This is a genomic window from Nonomuraea sp. MG754425 (assembly GCF_021699195.1).
Lineage (GTDB): Bacteria > Actinomycetota > Actinomycetes > Streptosporangiales > Streptosporangiaceae > Nonomuraea.
The window spans coordinates 23,963-40,483 of sequence record NZ_SSXE01000078.1 but is presented as its reverse complement, the minus strand read 5'-3'; the positions used below and the strand labels follow the sequence as shown (position 1 = coordinate 40,483).

Here is a 16,521-nt window from a genome sequence, read left to right as displayed (position 1 = left end):
GCGTCTCGGGGGCGCGTGGCCGGGGCGCGCCGTGCGCGCGCAGCACCGCCTCCAGCATCTCGATCACCTGGGCGGCGGTCAGCCGCTCGGACGGGCTCTTGCGCAGCAGCCCGCCGATCACCGGCATGAGCGCGCCGGCCCGCTGCGGCCTGATCGGGTCCTGGGTGAGCACCGAGCCGAGCACCGCCACCGGGTCGGGCCCCTCGTACGGGGGGCGGCCCTCGACGGCGGCGTACAGCGTGGCCCCGAACGACCACAGGTCGGCCGCCTGCGTGATCGGCCGGCCGGACAGGCGCTCCGGCGGGATGTACGCGGGCGACCCCATGAGCAGCCCGGTCTGGGTGATCGTGACGTCGCCCTCGATGGCCGCGATGCCGAAGTCGGTCAGCACCACGCGGTCCTGGGTCAGCAGCACGTTGCCCGGCTTGATGTCGCGGTGCAGGATGCCGGCGGCGTGCGCGTGCGCGACCGCGTCGAGCACCCGGATGCCGATCTCGGCCGCCTGGATGACCGGGAGCGGCCCGCTCTGCCGGACGGCCTGCTCCAGCGACCACGCCCGGACCAGCTCCATCACGATCCAGGGCCGGCCGTCCTCCTCGACCACGTCGTGGACGGTCACGATGCCCGGATGCGTCAGCCGCGCGGCCGATCGGGCCTCGCGCAGCATGCGCCGGTGCGCCACCTGCTGGCCCGCGTTGTCCAGGCCGTAGGGCAGGATCAGCTCCTTGACGGCCACGTCCCGGTCGAGCAGCACGTCGTGGGCGTGCCACACCATGCCCATGCCGCCTCTGCCGACAGGCGACATCAGTCGGTAGCGCCTGCCGATCAGTCGGCCCTGGCTCTGCGGAGCGCCCCCCGTGGCACCTCCTTCTGAGCCGGATCCGCTGAGCAAGCGGTCGGCTGCCATGTTCCCGCCCCCATCTCGCCTCATCCGTCACGTGCGTTCTTCACGCTACTTGCAGATTATGAGGATCGTCACGATAACGGCGTGGAATGCGCAAGGGAAGGCAATGGTGTCTTACATCGCTCCTGACGTGCGGATATGTCAGGACAAAAATTGATCACTTACTCACTGCGGCCAGGGCGTGCAGCGCGCTGGTGAACGCCCCGGCCGGCGGCTCCACCAGACCCGCGCCGACCTGGCCCGTTCCCGCCACCCGGCCGGCGATGCCGGTGTTGACGACGGGCAGCAGACCCGTCCGCGCCACCAGCGTGACGTCGATGCCGACGGGCGTGCCACGGAAGCCGAGGCCCGGGATCTGGTAGACGGGATGCTCGGCGAGCGTGATCTCGTACATGGAGCGGGTCGCCCGTACCGCGTCGCCCACCTCGCCGCCGACGAAGCGCACGATGGCCGGCGCCGCCGCCATCGCGAACCCGCCCAGACCCGACGTCTCGGTGATCGTGGAGTCGCCGATGTCCGGGTTGGCGTCCTCGGGGCCGTACGAGCCGAGGTAGAGCCCGTCCGGCACGCCCGCCGGGCCCGTGAACCACTGTCCGCCCAGCCCCGACACCTGCACGCCGAAGTCGGTGCCGTTCCTGGCCATGGCGACGACCAGGGACGATCCCGGCACGTCGCGGGCCGCGTCCGTGCCGGCCTTGGCCGCGGCCATCCCGATGTTGAGGAAGAAGTGGTCGTTGCCGTTGACGAAGCGCAGCACCTCGGCCGCCGTGCCCGGCGCGGCCTCGACCACGGCCGGGGCCAGCTCGCGCAGCAGCAGCGAGGTGGCGGCGCGGTTGCGGTTGTGCAGCTCGTCGCCCATCTGCAGGGCCTGCGCGATCAGCGCGCGCAGATCGATCGGGCCGGTACGCTCCAGCGTCGCCGCCAGGGCCGGGCCGAGCACGCGGTCCATCCAGCGCAGCCGGTCGAGGACCTCCGGGCCGTACGCGCCGTACCGCAGGACCTTGCCCAGGCCCTCGTTGAGCGAGCAGTACGCGGTGCCGCCGTGCTCGTCGTCGCGCACCTCGAACAGCCACATCGACGGGCACACCACGCCCGCCATCGGGCCCACGGCGGAGTGCTCGTGGCAGGGACGCAGCGCGACCGCGCCCGCCGCCAGCCGGTCGGCGGCCTCGCGCTCGTCGGCGGCCCGGCCCTCCAGGAGCATCGCGCCGATCAGCGCGCCGCGCATCGGGCCGGAGGCCCGCTCCCACGTGATGGGCGGGCCGGCGTGCAGGAACGTGTCCTCGTCGAGCAGCTCCGACGCCCGCCGCACGCCCACCAGGTACGGACGGGCGGAGGTCAGCCTGCGCACGGCCAGCTCGTTGGCCTGCTGGCGGCGCGGGTCGGCCAGCACCCTGGCCAGGTCGGCGGCGGTGCCAGGCAGGGGCGGGCGCCAGGCGACCGGCGTCGTCGGGACGGCCTGCGCGCGCAGCGCCTCGTCGAGCAGGCCCGCGCCGACGGTGATCACGCGCGGCGGGGCACTCAGCAGCGCGCCCGCGGCCCTGGCCTCCTCGCGGCCCCCAAATCCCTCGTGCCCCCCACGGCCCTCGTGTGTCAGGCCGAGCTCCTGGGCGGGGTGCTGCGCGTGGGTCATAGCAAGCTCCTCGCGTGCCGGGCGGCCTGGGCGTTGGAGGTGAACACCGCCGCGCCGGCCTCGTGGAAGGCCGTGGCCTGGCGGCGCAGGTCCTGCGGGTCGCCCTCGGTGCCGATCAGGGCGATCACCACCGTGGTCGGCGTGCGGGCGACCGCGGGAGCGAGCGAGGCGGCCGGGTCGGGGTCGGCCCCGTGGCCCAGGACGACGTCCATGAGCACCACGTCCGTCTCCTCCGCGCGGTCGAGCGCCTCCACCCGCAGCGTCGGGTCGATCATCGGGTGCGCCCTGCCCCTGGTGAAGGCGTCGTCGCCGAAGTCCACGAAGTCGCCCTGCCCGGCGAGCAGCGCGGCCTCCGCGCTCAGCGTGCCCCCCGAGTACAGGCCCTTGAGCCGCTTGGGGGCGGGGCGCGGGCCCGGCCGGGCGGGCCAGGACGGCCACTCGGGCACGGGCCTGCCGAGCGCGCGCAGGACGTCCTCGGCCGCCCGCGTGAGATCGGTGCCCGCGGCCTGCCCCAGCAGGGCCGGCACCACGGGCGTGCGCGGACGCCGCTTCAGCACGGCCCGCGCCACCTCGGGCGCCGGCGGCTTGGAGATGAGCACGATCAGCTCCGTCGCCGGGTCGTCGTCCAGCATGCCCAGGGCGCGCAGCGTGGACAGGCCGCCGACCTCGGCCGACAGGTCCCTGCCGCCCACCCCGAGCACGTGGCTGACGCCGACGCCCGCCCGGTCGAGCAGGCACGTCACCTGCTGCGCGCCGGTGCCGGACGCGGCGACCACGCCGACGGGGCCGGGCGCGAGGACGTTCGCGAAGCCGAGACCGGCGCCGCCGATCGCGGCGGTGCCGCAGTCGGGGCCCATGACCAGGACGCCCTTCGTCTCGGCCAGCTCCTTCAGCCGGCGCTCCTGGGCCAGGCCGACGCCGTCGCTGAAGATCATGACGGGCAGCCCGGCCTCGATGGCGTCCAGGGCCTCGAAGAAGGCGTACTCGCCCGGGGTGGAGACCAGGACGAGGTCGCCGGCCCCGCGGGCGGTGGCCGAGCGGGTGGTCAGCGGCGGCTGCTCCTCGGGATCCGAGTCCGCCCCGCGCGCGGCGGTGAGCTGCCGTTCGGCCTCCTCGACGGCCGCGTCCGTGTCGTGCGCCCGCACCGCGATCAGCAGATCGCCCGGGTCGGCCTCCGGGACGGCGAAGCCCATCTCCCGCAGGATCGAGACGTTGAGGTCGGTCGCCATGGCGACCATGGCCGCCGTCACGCCGGGCAGCTCCGACAGGGCCCGGCTGACCCGCATGAGGGCGACCGAGTCGTGGTAGGCCCCCCGCCGTACCAGGACCGCCTGCTCCGGGCCGATCGCCGGACCGTTCGCCGGGCCGCTCATCGGGCCGTTCGCCGGGCCGGTCATCGGGGCCCGCCCAGCGCGTGCACGGCGCTCGCGCCGATGGCGATGCCCTGGGCCAGGTCGGCGCCCGAGGTGTGGCCGAGTCGGTGCAGGCGGCGCAGCGCCGGTTCGAGCGGCTGCCGCCCCGCCACCCCGCGCAGCACGTCGATCACCTCGGGACTGGCCTCGCCCCTGGCCGCGCAGTGCAGGAGGGTGGCCGACAGCGGCGTCGTACGCGTGCGCGCGGCGGACGTCACGGCCTCCGCCAGCCGGTCGGCCAGCCATACCGCGCGCCCGGCCCGCGCGGCCGTGCCCAGGTGCCGCAGCGCCACCAGCAGCCCGGCCAGCACGTCGTCCCCGCTCGGCGTCAGCCCCGGCCCCAGCCCGACGAGCCGCTCCGCCGCCGTCACCATCCCGGGCAGCCGGCCCGCCGCGCAGCTCGCGGCGAGCAGGTCCACCGCGCCGTGGCCGGCCAGCCCGGCGCCGGGCGGGTCGCGCAGCAAAACGACCGCGTCGCGCAGCCGGTCCGGCTCCAGCCGGCCCAGCGGCGGGGCCGGATCCCACCAGCGGCGCACGCTCAGGCGGAGCGGCCCCAGGTCGATCACCCGCTCGCCCACCGCGGCCTCGTCACCCACCGTGAGGTCCGGCAGCGGGCAGGCCGGCAGCACGGAGTTCGGCAGCCGGGTGGCCGCGCCGGTGACGACGGCGATCACCGAGGGCTGCACCTCGGTGTCGACCTCGAGATACACGCCCACCGGGAACACCGCGAGCACGCGGGCCGGGCGGCGCGGTGAGCCGAGGACGGGGCGGACCGCGGTGCTGGCCGCGCCCGTGACGTGGACGCGGGGGCGCCGCGCGGAAGTACTGACGGTCACCGGACCTCCCAACCGACCTTGGACCTGACCGTAGAACGGCCGCCGAACCCTCCGTACGGAGAAATTTGCCAACAGTCAGCGCGAAGGTTGGCTCTTCCTGACAGACGGCTTCCGGGGTCACAATTCCCCCATGGAACCCCCCATCCGTCTCGCCAGCACCGGCACGATCATCCACGGCGTGTCCGTGGGGGAGGTGCTCGGCGTGTCCACCCTCGCGGACGCCAGGCTGATCGCCGGGGAGAGCGGGCTCGGCCGCATCGTGCAGCGGCTCAACGTCATGGAAGTGCCCGACGTCCTGGCCTGGGTCAAGCCGCACGAGCTGCTGCTGACCACCGGCTACCCGCTGCGCAACACGCCGCAGTCGCTCGGCCGGCTGGTGGCCGACCTCGACGAGCGCGGTCTGGCCGCGCTGGGCATCAAACTCGGCCGCTACGTGGACGAGCTGCCCGCCGAGATGGCCGAGCAGGCCGACCGGCTCGGGTTCCCGCTCATCCTGCTGCCCAACGACGTCGGCTTCGACGACATCCTCAACCAGGTGCTCACGGACATCCTCAACCGGCAGGCCGCCGTGCTCGCCCGCGCCGAGGAGGCGCACCGGGCGCTCGTCCAGGTGGTGCTGGCCGGCGGCGGGCTCAACGAGGTCACCGCGGAGGTGGCGCAGCTCCTGGAGGTGGCGGTGGCGGCCGTGGACGGGTCGGGCCGCGTCCTGGCCACCGCCGGCCCCGCCGAGCACGTGGCGGTCCTGCGCGAGTCGATCTCCCGCGACGGCCCGCCGGCCGCGCCCCGCCGGACGCCCGCCGCCGCGCGGTCCCGGTCGTTCGCCTCGGTGCCCGTGCTGGCCGGCGGGCACCACCACGGCAGGATCGTGGCCTACAGCCCGCCGGGCGCGATCAGGGACAGCGACGTGGGCATCCTGGAGCGGGCGGCCACCGTCGCCGCGCTCGTCGTCACCCGGCAGGAGGCGGTCAACGCCGTCGAGAGCAAGTACCGGGCCGACTTCCTGCGTGACGTGCTCACCGGCCGGGCCGGCACGGCGGAACGGGTCACGGCCCGCGCGCGGGCGTTCGGCTGGGACCTGTCGCGGCCCGTGACCGTGCTGGTGGCCGAGCTCGACCCCGACGGCGACGAGCGCAGCGCCCAGGACCGGCTGGTGGCGTGCTGGACGGCCGCGATCAGGCGGCACGACCCGCGGGGGGCCGTGGCCGGGTTCTCGCACGAGGTGGTGGCCGTGGTGGACGCCGCCGTGGACGCCGCCCGGGTCGCCAAGGACGCCGCCGCGGCCTTCGCCGACGCGCCGCCCGCCACCTTCTCCACCGGCACCTCGCGGCCCAGCCCGGGGGCCGGGACGCTGCCGGAGGCGTACGCGCAGGCGCTGAAGGCGGCCCGGGTGGGCCGGCAACTGCACGGGCACGGCGCGGTGGCCCACTTCGACCAGCTCGGGGTCTACCGGCTGCTGTCGCTGGTGAACGACACCGAGGAACTGCACGCGTTCGTCCGCGAGACGCTCGGGTCGCTCGCCTCCGACGACGACGCCGAGAACGCCGACCTGCGGCGCACGCTCCAGACGCTGCTGGAGACCAACCTGAACGTGGCGGAGACGGCGCGGCGGCTGCACTTCCACTACAACACCCTGCGCTACCGGATCGGGAAGCTGGAACGGCTGCTCGGCAACTTCACCGACGACCCCCACCTGCGGCTGAACCTCACACTGGCGCTGCACGTGTTGCGGATGCGGGGCATCTAGGCTGCTGGGTTGTGGAATTCGAACTGCGCACCGAGTACATCCCGCTGTGCGACCTGCTGAAGTACTGCGGCATCACCGAGACGGGCGGGATGGCCAAGCACCTCATCGCCGAGGGGATGGTCCTGGTGGACGGCGAGGTGGAGCTGCGCAAGCGGGCCAAGATCCGGGCGGGGCAGGTGGTCAGCGGGGACGGCTTCTCGATCAGCGTCGGGTAGCCCCCCGCGCACCGGGCTCCCGCCGTACGCGGGCCGCACACCACCCTCTATTGTGCTCTCCAACATCAGGCAGGAGACATACCCGCTGCTCAGGCGGGAGATCGAGGTGCGCACGTGGCGTTCGGGTGGAAGGTGCACGGCGACGGGAAGCGCCTGACACCGGGTGAGGTGGTCAAGCCGGACGAGCGGCTGAGCTGGCCCCGGACGGTGGGGATCGGGGCCCAGCACGTCATCGCGATGTTCGGGGCCACGTTCGTGTTCCCCCTCGTCATGGGGCTGGACGCCAACCTCGCGGTGATGATGTCCGGGGTCGCGACGATCCTGTTCCTGCTCATCGTGAAGGGCAGGATCCCCAGTTACGTGGGGTCGAGCGCGTCCTTCGTCGGGGCCGTGGTGGCGATCAGGGCGGCGGGCGGCGGCGACGCGACCGTCACCGGCGCGCTGCTCGTGGTCGGGGTGGTGCTGGCCGCCTGCGGGTACGCGATCCACCGCCTCGGGGTCGGCGTCATCCACCGGGTCTTCCCGCCCATCGTGACCGGCGGGGTGGTGATGCTCATCGGGTTCGGCATGGCGTACGTGGCGGCGGACGTCTACTGGCCCAGGGACCCGTGGGTGGCGCTGCTGACGATGGCGGCCTCGTTCGTGTTCATCGGGGTGTTCCGGGGGTTCCTCGGCCGGATCGGCGTGCTGCTCGGCCTGGTGTTCGGCTTCCTGCTGTCCTGGGCGTGGGACCTGGCCGGCGGCCGGATCGTCGCGCCCGACGACAGCGGCCAGGTGACCGAGCACTACCGGGTGAACCTCGACGCGGTGGCGCAGGCCGACTGGATCGGGCTGCCGTCCTTCCACGGGCCGGTGTTCGAGGTGTCGGCCATCGTGCTGGTGCTGCCGGTCGTGATCGCGCTGATCGCCGAGAACGTCGGGCACGTCAAGGCCGTGGGCGAGATGACGGGCGCCGACGTCGACGCCTACATGGGACGGGCCGTGCTGGCCGACGGCGTCGGCACGGTCGTGGCCACCTCCGTGGGCGGCTCGGCGACCACGACGTACGCCGAGAACATCGGCGTCATGGCGGCCACCAGGGTCTACTCCACCGCCGCCTACTACGTCGCGGCGCTCATCGCGATCCTGTTCGGCCTGTGCCCCAAGTTCGGCGCGCTCATCGCGGCCACCCCCGGCGGCGTCCTCGGCGGCGTGACGACCATCCTGTACGGGATGATCGGCCTGCTCGGCGCGAAGATCTGGATCGAGAACAAGGTGGACCTGTCCGACCCGCGCAACCTCGTGCCGACCGGGGCCGGGATCATCTGCGCCATCGGGCCCGTCGCGTTCCCGATCACCGACACGTTCGCGCTCAGCGGCATCGCGCTCGGCACGATCGTGCTGCTCGCCGGCTACCACCTGCTGCGCGTCGCGCGCCGGTAGCCGCCTGCCCGGGGTCCCTCACAGCGGGGCCGCAGCCGTGTGCGCGAGGTTCTCTCTGGTCGGCGGGGCAGATTTGGCAGATCATGCCCGTGTAGGAGCGTGCCGGTGGGCCTAATGTGCCCGCAACGGAACGTGTCGCCGGCCCGAAGCGCCCAGCACAAGAGGGGCTCGCATGACAGTGGGATGGACCAAACACGGTGACGGCAAGAACCTGGCACCCGGCGAGGTGGTCAGACCTGACGAGAGACTGAGCTGGCCCCGGACCGTGGGTTTCGGGGCCCAGCACGTGATCGCGATGTTCGGCGCGACGTTCGTCTTCCCCCTGGTCATGGGGCTGGACCCGAACGTGGCCGTGATGATGTCCGGGGTCGCCACGATCCTGTTCCTGCTCATCGTGAAGGGGAAGGTGCCCAGCTACCTGGGCACCAGCGCGTCCTTCGTGGGCGGGGTGTTCGCCATCAGGGCGGCGGCCGGCGGCGACACCGCGGGCGCGGACGCCGTCGTGACCGGCGCCATCCTGGTCGCCGGGCTCGTGCTGGCGCTGGCCGGGCTGGCGATCCACTTCCTCGGCGTGGACCTCATCCACCGCGTCTTCCCGCCCGTGGTCACCGGCGCGGTGGTGATGCTCATCGGGTTCGGGCTGGCGTTCGTCGTGGCGGACGTGTACTGGCCGCAGGACCACTGGGTCGCGCTCGTCACCATGGTGCTCACGTTCGTGGTCATCGTGCTGTTCAAGGGGTTCATCGGGCGGATCGGGGTGCTGGTCGGGCTGGTGTCCGGGTTCGTGCTGTCGTGGGTGCTGGACCGGGTCGCGGGGCCGGTCACGTCCGTGCTGCCGAGCACGAACCTGCGTGACGCGGCTGGGAACGCCTGCCCGGCCGAGGGCACGTACTGCGTGGCGACCGCCTTCCCGCACGACCGGGTGAGCTTCGACGCGGTCGCGCAGGCCGACTGGTTCGGGCTGCCGAGCTTCCACGCGCCCGACTTCAAGACCTCGGCCGTGCTGCTGGTGCTGCCCGCCGTGATCGCGCTGATCGCCGAGAACGTCGGGCACGTCAAGGCCGTCGGCGAGATGACCGGGACGGACGTGGACCCGTACGTGGGCCGCGCCGTGCTGGCCGACGGGGTCGGCACCGCGGTCACCAGCGCCGTCGGCGGCTCGCCCACGACCACGTACGCCGAGAACATCGGGGTCATGGCGGCCACCAGGGTGTACTCGACGGCCGCCTACTACGTCGCCGGGATCATCGCGATCCTGTTCGGCCTCTGCCCGAAGTTCGGCGCGCTGGTCGCGGCCACCCCCGGCGGCGTACTCGGCGGCGTGACCGTGATCCTGTACGGCATGATCGGGCTGATCGGCGCGAAGATCTGGATAGAGAACCGGGTGAACTTCGCCGATCCCGTGAACATGGTTCCGATCGGGGCGGGCATGATCCTGGCCATCGGACCTGTGAAGCACGCCATCGGCGGCGAATTCACCCTTGAGGGGATCGCGCTCGGCACGATCGTGGTGCTGGGCGGATACCACCTGCTGCGCGCCATCGCGGGCCGCCGTCCCGAACCCGTTGTCAGTGAACCGGCGCGGGGCGAGGCCGCGCCGAGCGAGGCCGGGTGAAGCCGCCGCCCTTCGCCTACCACGCGCCCCGCGACCTCGTGGCCGCGGTGCGCACGCTCGCCGAGGTGGGCGGCAAGGTGCTGGCCGGCGGCCAGAGCCTCATCCCCATGCTCAACATGCGGCTGGCCGCGCCCGAGCACCTCGTGGACATCAACCGGGTGGCCGGCCTCGACGAGATCGAGGTGACGCCGGCCGGGGTGCGGGTGGGCGCGACGGCCAGGCACGCCGACGTCGAGGCGGCCGGGGTGCACCCGCTGCTGACGCGGGCGCTCAAGCTGGTCGCCCACCCGGTGATCCGCAACCGGGGCACCGTGGTGGGCAGCCTCGTGCACGCCGACCCGGCCGCCGAACTGCCCGCCGTGCTGGCGCTGCTGGACGGACGGGTCCGGCTGGCCCGCTGGGACGGCGACGGCGTGGCCGTCCGGGAGGTGCCCGCCGCGGACTTCTTCGTCGGGCCCATGGAGTCGGCCGTCGAGCCCGACGAGGTGGCGGTGTCGGCGTTCTTCCCGGCCCTGGCGCCCGGCAGCGGGTTCGCCTTCGAGGAGGTCTCGCGCCGGCACGGCGACTACGCGCTCGCGGGCGTGTGCGCGGTCGTCACGGCGCGCTCCGCGAAGGTGGCGTGCATCGGGGTCGGCCCCGTCCCCGTCGTCGTCGAGCTGGGTGAGGCGTGGTCCGACTGGCGGGCGGCGGCGGCCGTCGTACGGGCCGCGACCGACCCCGAGGGCGACATCCACGCCTCCGCCGCCTACCGGGGGCATCTGGTGGGCGTGCTGGCCGAGCGGGCGCTGCGCGAGGCGGCGCGGGAAGGGGCTGCGGCCCGTGGAGCATGAGATCACGCTCATCGTCAACGGCGTGCCCAGGCGCACCGGCGTGCCCGCGCGGCGGCTGCTGTCCGACTGCCTGCGCCACGACCTCGGTCTGACCGGCACCCACGTGGGCTGCGAGCACGGCGTCTGCGGCTGCTGCACGGTGCTGCTCGACGGCCGTCCGGTGCGCTCGTGCCTGACGTTCGCGGTGACCGTGGACGGCGCCGAGATCACCACCGTGGAGGGGCTGGCGGACGCGGACGGCGGCCTGTCGGCGGTGCAGCGCGCGTTCGCCGAGTGCCACGGGCTCCAGTGCGGGTTCTGCACGCCGGGCTTCCTGTGCACGGTGACCGCCCTGCTCAGGGAGAACCCGGCCCCCACCGAGGACGAGGTGATCGACGGCATCTCCGGCAACCTGTGCCGCTGCACCGGCTACCAGAACATCGTCAAGGCCGTCCACCGGGCCGCCGAGCTGCTGGCGGAGGAAGCATGACGACGAAGCTGTTCGGCGAGCCCGTCCAGCGGCGGGAGGACCCCAGGCTGCTCACCGGGAACGGCCGCTACCTCGACGACCTGGGCCGCGAGGCGCTCGCGGCGGCGTTCGTGCGCTCGCCGCACGCCCACGCCCGCGTCCGCGACATCGACGTCACGGCCGCGCTCGACGTGGAGGGGCTGGTCGCCGTCTACACCTGGGAGGACCTGCCCGAGCGGGTCGGCCGGGCGCTGCCGCTGCTGATCCCGCACCCCGCGCTCACCCACGGGCGCACCGCCTACCCGCTGGCCAGGGACGTCGTCAGGCACGTCGGCGAGCCGGTGGTGATGGTGGTGGCCGCCGACCGGTACGCCGCCGAGGACGCCTGCGCGCTCATCGAGGTCGACTACGAGCCGCTCAAGCCGGTCGTCGGCCTGGAGGAGGCCGTGCAGGGCGCCCAGCTCGTGCACGAGGACGTGCCGGGCAACGTCGGCGCGCACCTCGTCCAGGAGGTGGCGGCGGCCGACGGGCGCGGCGCCAGGGAGGCCATCGAGACCGCGCCGCACACGCTCGCCTTCCGGCTCGACATCGAGCGCAGCGCCAGCATGCCGCTGGAGGGCCGCGGCGTGTACGCCCGCTGGGACGGCCGCGACCTGCGCGTCTACTCCAGCACCCAGACCTCCACCAGCGTGCGGATGGCCGTGGCCGCCGCGCTCGGGCTGCCGCTGCCGCAGGTCGAGGTGATCGCCCCCGACGTGGGCGGCGGCTTCGGCGTGAAGATCGTGCACCCGTGGCCCGAGGAGGTGCTGGTCCCGTGGGCCGCCATGACGCTCGGGCGCGAGGTCAAGTGGACCGAGGACCGCAGGGAGCACTTCATCTCCTCGGCGCACGAGCGGGGCCAGGTGCAGTACGTGCGGGTCGGCTTCGACGACGACGGGCGGGTGCTGGGCCTGGACGTGACGATCCTGCACGACCACGGCGCCTACACCCCGTACGGGATCATCGTGCCGATCGTCACCTCCACGCAGTTGCTGGGGCCGTACAAGCCGGGCTCGTACCGGGTCGAGTTCACCGCCGTGTACACCAACACCGTGCAGGTCACGCCGTATCGCGGGGCCGGGCGGCCCCAGGGGGTGTTCTGCATGGAACGCACCATGGACAAGATCGCCCGGTACCTGGGCAAGGACCGCACGCAGGTGCGGGAGGCCAACTTCATCCGACCCGAGGAGTTCCCGTACGACCAGAAGATGACCTTCCAGGACGGTCGGCCGCTGATCTACGACAGCGGGAACTACCCCGAGATGCTGCGGATGATCAAGGAGCTGATCGGCTGGGACTCCTTCGAGGCCGGTCCCGGGCGCGGCATCGGCATCGGCTGCTACGTCGAGGGCACCGGCGTGGGGCCGTACGAGGGCGGGCACGTGCAGATCACCTCCGACGGCCGCGTGCACGTCTCGACCGGCCTCACCTCGCAGGGGCAGGGCCACGAGACCGCCTTCGCCCAGATCGCCGCCACCGAGCTGGGCGTGCCGATCGAGCGGGTCAGCGTGGTCACCGGCGACACCCGCAGGTTCGGCTACGCCGTCGGCACGTTCGCCTCCAGGGCGGCCGTCGTCAGCGGCAACGCCATCGCGCTGGCCTGCCGGAAGGTGCGCGAGAAGGCGCTGCGCATCGCCGCCGACGCGCTGGAGGCGAACCCGGCCGACCTGGAGATCGCCGACGGCGTCGTGCACGTGGCCGGGACCCCGTCGGCGGCCGTCCCGCTGTCCACCGTGGCGGTGCTGGCCAACCCGCTGCGTTACGCCTTCGACGAGGAGACCGCCAAGGCCACCCAGTTCGCGGGGGCCGCCGCACCCGACCGGCCGCCCGTCGCCGAGGGGGAGGAGCCGGGGCTGGAGGGGCGCGACTACTACTCGCCGATCAGGTCCACGTTCGCGGCCGGCATGCACGCGGCGATCGTCGAGACCGACCCCGACACCGCCGAGATCAAGGTCGTGCGCTACGCCGTCGTGCACGACTGCGGGCGGCTGATCAACCCGATGATCGTGGAGGGGCAGATCCACGGCGGGGTGGCCCAGGGCATCGGCGGCGCGCTGTACGAGCGCATGGTCTACGACCAGCACGGCCAGCTCGTCAACGCCTCGTTCATGGACTTCCTCATGCCGTACGCCACCGAGATCCCGCACGTCGAGACCGGTCACCTGGAGACCCCGTCGCCGCTCAACCCGCTGGGCGTCAAGGGCGCGGGCGAGGCCGGCGTGATCCCCGTCTCGGCCGTCATCGCCTCCGCCCTCGAGGACGCCGAGGGCATCGAGGTCAACCGCATGCCGATCTCCCCGTCGGAGCTGTTCGAGCTGCGGGCCGCGCGCATGGGATGATCGGCCCCATGCGTGCCCCCGGCTCCGGCCTGACCGCCTTCCCCGCCGTGCCCGGCGACGTCCGGCTGATCGACCTGGCCTGGAACGCGATCACGGAGGTGCCGGAGTGGGTGGCCGGGCTCGCCGGGCTGGCGGAGCTCCGGCTCGACGGCAACGGCCTGCGCGTGCTGCCCGACCTGTCCGGGTCGTCCGCGCTGCGCGCGCTGCACCTCGACGGCAACGAGCTGACCGCCTTCCCCGGCTGCCCGCCCGGCCTGGAGAGCCTCTTCCTGTACGGCAACCGGGTCGGCGCGCTGCCCGACCGGCTGCCCCCGGCGCTGCGCCACCTGGCCGCCGGCGGCAACGGGCTGAGCGACGTGCCCGGCTCGTTGTGGAAGCTGACCGGGCTCGAATCGCTCAACCTGGCCGAGAACGCGCTCACCGCCGTCCCCGCCGCGATCGGCGGCCTGTCCCGGCTGCGCATGCTCGATCTGGGGCACAACCGGCTCACCGAGATCCCGCCGGAGGTCGGCGACCTGCCGCTCACCGACTACCTCTACCTCAGCGACAACCTGTTCACCGAGGTGCCCGAGTCGATCGGCCGGCTCGACCGGCTGGCCTACCTCAACCTGACCGACAACCGGCTGGAGCGGCTGCCCGGCGCGCTCGGCTCGATGGCCGCGCTGGTCGAGCTGCGGCTGTACAACAACCGGCTGGAGCGGCTGCCCGAAACGCTGGGCGGCCTGTCCCGGCTGCGCGAGCTGCACCTGCGCGGCAACCGGCTGCGCGAGCTGCCGGCGAACCTGCCCGACGGGCTCAGCCGGCTCGACGTGCGCGACAACCTGCTCACGGAGCTGCCGGCGCGGCTGCCCGCCGGGCTCCGGCACCTCGACCTGCGCAACAACCGGCTGCGCGAGCTGCCCGCCGACCTGCCCGACCTGGACAAGCTCGACCTGCGCTGGAACAAGCTCGACGGCGAGCCGGAGGTGCTGGGCCGGCTGCGGTCGCGCGGCTGCGTCATCCTGCGGTGAGCCTTCGAGAGAACGGGTGAACCGCGGCGGGCGGCCCTGCGTAACCTCGCACATGACGACATTTCCACGTCTGGCTGGTTTCCTGCTGCTGGCCGGACTGGTCGCCGGCTGCTCCTCCGGCGGCGGCTGGAGCGACTACGCCGCGGCAGGCCAGGCCGAGCCCGCCCCCGCCCCCATGACCGTCGAGCAGCTCGCCGCCAAGGTCGGCTGCAAGCCGAAGCTGCAGGTCGACGCCGACGAGATACGCACGGCGCACTGCAAGACGCAGGCCGGCGAGTTCTTCGTCAACACCTTCAGGACCGAGCGGCTCAAGGACGAGTGGATGGACGACGCGCCCGAGTACAACCCGCACCTCGTGGGGCCGCGCTGGACCGTGCTGGGGCCGCTCAAGGTGCTGGAGGTGCTGAAGGGCCCGCTCAACGGCGACCTGCACCTGACCGACCACCGCGTCTCCATGACGCCCGCGCCCAAGTAGCCGCCCAGACCCGTCCGGCAGGTGTCTGAACCCGCCGCGCGGGGCCCGCGTACCTCCGCACATGACGACATTTCCACGTCTGGCTGGTTTCCTGCTGCTGGCCGGGCTGGTCGCCGGCTGCTCGGCGGCGAGCGGCGCCGGCCACGTCGCGGCCGGCGCGCGGCCGGCCGCCGCCCCGATGACCGTCGAGCAGCTCTCCGCCAAGGTGGGCTGCACACCCCGCATGCAGGTGAACGCCGCCGAACTCCGCACGGGGTACTGCGCGACCCCGGACGGCGAGTTCTTCGTCACGACGTTCGCGAGCCAGCGCGGCAAGGACGCCTGGATGGACGCCGCCCCCGAGTACAACCCCCACCTGGTGGGGCCACTCTGGACGGTGCTGTCCAGCCGGAAGGTGCTGGACCTGCTCAAGGAGCGGCTCGGCGGCGACCTGCACCTCACCGACCACCGGACCAAGCAGATGCGGGTCGTCGGATAGCGCGGCCGGGCCTCAGGAGGGCGGCGGGGCCGTCGAGGCCCGTACCACCAGCTCGTGCCGGGTGCGCCGCCGCCGCGGCCGGGCCGCCGGAGGCTTGAGCACCAGTTCCAGCGCCTGCTTGCCCATGCCCACCATGGGCAGCCGCACCGTGGTCAGCGCCGGGTACACGTCCTGGGCCACCGGCACGTCGTCGAAGCCGGCCACCGAGATCTCGTCCGGCACCCGCCGCCCGTCGTTGAGCAGCCACGACAGCGCCCCCACCGCCATCGGGTCGTTCAGCGCCACCACCGCCGTCAGGTCAGGACGCGCCCGCACCAGCCGCGCGGTCGCCGCCGCGCCGCCCTCCCTGGTGAAGTCGCCGTGCGCGACCGGGACCGAGCGCCAGTCGAGCCCGGCCGCGCCGAACGCCGTGCGCAGCCCGGCCAGCCGGTCCTCGACCGTGGTCAGGTTCGCCGGGCCGCCCAGCACGCCCAGGCGGCGGTGGCCCAGGTCGAGCAGGTGACGCATGAGCGTGACGCCCCCGGCGGCGTTGTCGGGCAGCACCGCGTCCACCGGCAGGTGATGGCGGCCGATCACCGCCGCCCGGCCGCCCGCCGCGGTGAACGAGCGCAGCTCGGCCGCGATGTCGGCCTCCGTGGCCGCCTCCACGTAACCGGACCCGGCCAGCACGATCGAGGTCACCCGGTGGGCGCGCAGGGCGCGGATGCGGGCCAGCTCCGCCGCCGGGTCGCGCTCGGTCTGGCTGATCAGCGCCAGGTAGCCGCGGCTCTCGGTGCCGCGCAGCACGCCCCTGGCGATCTCGCCGAAGTAGGGGTCGCCCACGTCGTGCACGATCAGCCCGACCATCGACGCCTGCCCGCCGGCCAGCGCCCGCGCGTGGCTGTTGGGCACGTAGCCCACCTCGGAGGCGATCGCCTGGACGTGCGCCGCGACCTCGGCGCTCACCCCCGTGCTGCCGGTCATCGCCCGCGAGGCCGTGGCCAGCGAGACACCCGCGGCTCTGGCCACGTCGAGCAGCCGGGGCGGGGAGGGCGGGGAAGGTCGCTTCGCCATACCGTGCGAACCCCCTTGTCCGGGGCGGAATCCCGTGTAATCGTAACCGAAAGCGCTTGCGAAAGCGC

General features: G+C 73.5%; 15 protein-coding genes. 10 read left to right on the top strand and 5 right to left on the bottom strand.

Going from position 1 to position 16,521, the window contains the following annotated elements; genetic code table 11:
* The 4 genes from FAF44_RS25955 to FAF44_RS25940 all read right to left on the bottom strand — a co-directional run.
* Positions 1–781, bottom strand: a 781-nt coding sequence (locus FAF44_RS25955) for a serine/threonine-protein kinase (protein WP_237105868.1), incomplete at its 3' end; no start/stop codon positions are given.
* A gap of 280 nt (positions 782–1,061) precedes the next feature.
* Complete coding sequence (locus FAF44_RS25950) at positions 1,062–2,537, bottom strand: DUF1116 domain-containing protein (protein ID WP_237105867.1); 1,476 nt, start codon at positions 2,535–2,537, stop codon at positions 1,062–1,064.
* A complete protein-coding gene (locus FAF44_RS25945; RefSeq protein ID WP_237105866.1) occupies positions 2,534–3,934 on the bottom strand; it encodes an FdrA family protein in 1,401 nt (466 codons plus the stop codon). The genes FAF44_RS25950 and FAF44_RS25945 overlap by 4 nt, the downstream gene beginning before the upstream one ends.
* Positions 3,931–4,785, bottom strand: coding sequence for a DUF2877 domain-containing protein (locus FAF44_RS25940; RefSeq protein ID WP_237105865.1), 855 nt, complete (start codon positions 4,783–4,785; stop codon positions 3,931–3,933). Before FAF44_RS25940 ends, FAF44_RS25945 begins: the two co-directional genes overlap by 4 nt.
* Before the next feature lie 130 nt (positions 4,786–4,915).
* On the opposite strand from FAF44_RS25940, the gene FAF44_RS25935 reads away from it, so the two are divergent.
* From FAF44_RS25935 to FAF44_RS25890, 10 genes are all read left to right on the top strand, one after another.
* Positions 4,916–6,529, top strand: coding sequence for a PucR family transcriptional regulator (locus FAF44_RS25935; protein ID WP_237105864.1), 1,614 nt, complete (start codon positions 4,916–4,918; stop codon positions 6,527–6,529).
* Between the two features lie 11 nt (positions 6,530–6,540).
* Positions 6,541–6,744 (top strand): RNA-binding S4 domain-containing protein, encoded by a 204-nt coding sequence (locus FAF44_RS25930; protein WP_237105863.1) that lies wholly within the window; start codon positions 6,541–6,543, stop codon positions 6,742–6,744.
* Positions 6,745–6,858: 114 nt separating this feature from the next.
* On the top strand, positions 6,859–8,166 hold the full coding sequence (locus FAF44_RS25925; RefSeq protein WP_237105862.1) for a uracil-xanthine permease family protein: 1,308 nt from the start codon (positions 6,859–6,861) through the stop codon (positions 8,164–8,166).
* Positions 8,167–8,338: 172 nt separating this feature from the next.
* A complete protein-coding gene (locus tag FAF44_RS25920; protein WP_237105861.1) occupies positions 8,339–9,781 on the top strand; it encodes a uracil-xanthine permease family protein in 1,443 nt (480 codons plus the stop codon).
* Positions 9,778–10,611, top strand: a complete 834-nt coding sequence (locus FAF44_RS55930; RefSeq protein WP_237105860.1) for a xanthine dehydrogenase family protein subunit M — start codon at positions 9,778–9,780, stop codon at positions 10,609–10,611. The genes FAF44_RS25920 and FAF44_RS55930 overlap by 4 nt, the downstream gene beginning before the upstream one ends.
* Positions 10,601–11,080: a 2Fe-2S iron-sulfur cluster-binding protein gene (locus tag FAF44_RS25910; protein ID WP_308193374.1), complete on the top strand. Its 480-nt coding sequence runs from the start codon at positions 10,601–10,603 to the stop codon at positions 11,078–11,080. The genes FAF44_RS55930 and FAF44_RS25910 overlap by 11 nt, the downstream gene beginning before the upstream one ends.
* Complete coding sequence (gene cutA, locus FAF44_RS25905) at positions 11,077–13,437, top strand: aerobic carbon-monoxide dehydrogenase large subunit (protein WP_237105859.1); 2,361 nt, start codon at positions 11,077–11,079, stop codon at positions 13,435–13,437. Before FAF44_RS25910 ends, cutA begins: the two co-directional genes overlap by 4 nt.
* 8 nt (positions 13,438–13,445) lie before the next feature.
* Positions 13,446–14,447, top strand: a complete 1,002-nt coding sequence (locus tag FAF44_RS25900) for a hypothetical protein (protein ID WP_237105858.1) — start codon at positions 13,446–13,448, stop codon at positions 14,445–14,447.
* 52 nt (positions 14,448–14,499) lie between these two features.
* A complete protein-coding gene (locus tag FAF44_RS25895; protein ID WP_237105857.1) occupies positions 14,500–14,922 on the top strand; it encodes a hypothetical protein in 423 nt (140 codons plus the stop codon).
* Between the two features lie 61 nt (positions 14,923–14,983).
* Entirely contained in the window at positions 14,984–15,400 is a 417-nt protein-coding gene (locus FAF44_RS25890; RefSeq protein WP_237105856.1) for a hypothetical protein, read from the top strand.
* A 12-nt stretch (positions 15,401–15,412) separates the two neighbouring features.
* Here FAF44_RS25890 and FAF44_RS25885 read toward each other — a convergent pair whose 3' ends face one another.
* The gene (locus FAF44_RS25885) at positions 15,413–16,453 is read right to left on the bottom strand and encodes a LacI family DNA-binding transcriptional regulator (RefSeq protein WP_237105855.1); all 1,041 of its coding nucleotides are present in this window, start codon (positions 16,451–16,453) and stop codon (positions 15,413–15,415) included.
* Between the last annotated feature and the right edge of the window lie 68 nt (positions 16,454–16,521).

Bases quoted from the DNA above. Each gene is read 5' to 3' on its own strand.
- FAF44_RS25950 (WP_237105867.1), bottom strand. From the start codon at position 2,537: ATGACCCACGCGCAGCACCCCGCCCAGGAGCTCGGCCTGACACACGAG.
- FAF44_RS25945 (WP_237105866.1), bottom strand. From the start codon at position 3,934: ATGACCGGCCCGGCGAACGGCCCGATGAGCGGCCCGGCGAACGGTCCG.
- FAF44_RS25935 (WP_237105864.1), top strand. From the start codon at position 4,916: ATGGAACCCCCCATCCGTCTCGCCAGCACCGGCACGATCATCCACGGC.
- FAF44_RS25920 (WP_237105861.1), top strand. From the start codon at position 8,339: ATGACAGTGGGATGGACCAAACACGGTGACGGCAAGAACCTGGCACCC.
- cutA (WP_237105859.1), top strand. From the start codon at position 11,077: ATGACGACGAAGCTGTTCGGCGAGCCCGTCCAGCGGCGGGAGGACCCC.
- FAF44_RS25900 (WP_237105858.1), top strand. From the start codon at position 13,446: ATGCGTGCCCCCGGCTCCGGCCTGACCGCCTTCCCCGCCGTGCCCGGC.
- FAF44_RS25895 (WP_237105857.1), top strand. From the start codon at position 14,500: ATGACGACATTTCCACGTCTGGCTGGTTTCCTGCTGCTGGCCGGACTG.
- FAF44_RS25890 (WP_237105856.1), top strand. From the start codon at position 14,984: ATGACGACATTTCCACGTCTGGCTGGTTTCCTGCTGCTGGCCGGGCTG.
- FAF44_RS25885 (WP_237105855.1), bottom strand. From the start codon at position 16,453: ATGGCGAAGCGACCTTCCCCGCCCTCCCCGCCCCGGCTGCTCGACGTG.